Source organism: Oerskovia merdavium, from assembly GCF_014836755.1.
Taxonomy (GTDB): domain Bacteria; phylum Actinomycetota; class Actinomycetes; order Actinomycetales; family Cellulomonadaceae; genus Oerskovia; species Oerskovia merdavium.
In genome coordinates this window covers 1-652 of the sequence record NZ_JACSQF010000044.1, presented here as the reverse complement: position 1 = coordinate 652, position 652 = coordinate 1, and the positions used below count along the sequence as shown (strand labels likewise).

At 67.8% G+C, this 652-nt stretch carries 1 protein-coding gene; it reads left to right on the top strand.

The window, feature by feature from the left end:
* Positions 1 to 652: amino acid permease (locus H9641_RS19805; RefSeq protein WP_225220762.1), on the top strand; the 652-nt coding region annotated here is incomplete at both ends.

Sequence of the window (652 nt, the reverse complement as noted above, 5' to 3'; positions counted from 1 at the left end):
CCGTTCGTCCGGGCGGACGGAACCCACGCTCCCGGGGCGGAACATGTCACCCCGCACCCGTACGGCAAGGATCCGCAGCACACCGGGCCCGCCATCGGCGCGCCAGCCGCGACTGCGACGGCCTTCCTGTCGGTCTTCCAGCTCGCGATGCTCACGGTCGTCACCGTGGCGTCACTGCGTTCGCTGCCTGCCATGGGGGCCTACGGCCTCGGGTCGATCACCCTGTTCGTCATTCCTGCGATCGTGTTCCTCGTGCCGACGGCCCTCGTGGCCGCGGAGTTGGCCACAGGGTGGAAGGGGGGCGTGTACACCTGGGTCCGGGAGGCCTTCGGCAACCGGCTGGGCTTCACGGCCATCTGGCTCCAGTGGATCCAGAACGTGGTCTGGTACCCGACGCAGATCGCCTTCATCGCAGCGAGCCTGTCGTTCGTGATCGGGAACCAGGGGCTGGCGAGCAACGGCCTGTACACCGCGGTCGTGATCCTCGTCCTGTACTGGGGGTCGACCCTCATCACGCTCAAGGGCGGCAACCTGTTCGCCAAGGTGGGGTCGTGGAGCGGCATCCTGGGGACTCTGTTCCCTGCCGTCCTGCTGATCGTGCTCGGTGCGATCTGGCTTGCGACCGGGGAGAAGTCGGAGACCTCGCTGGAGG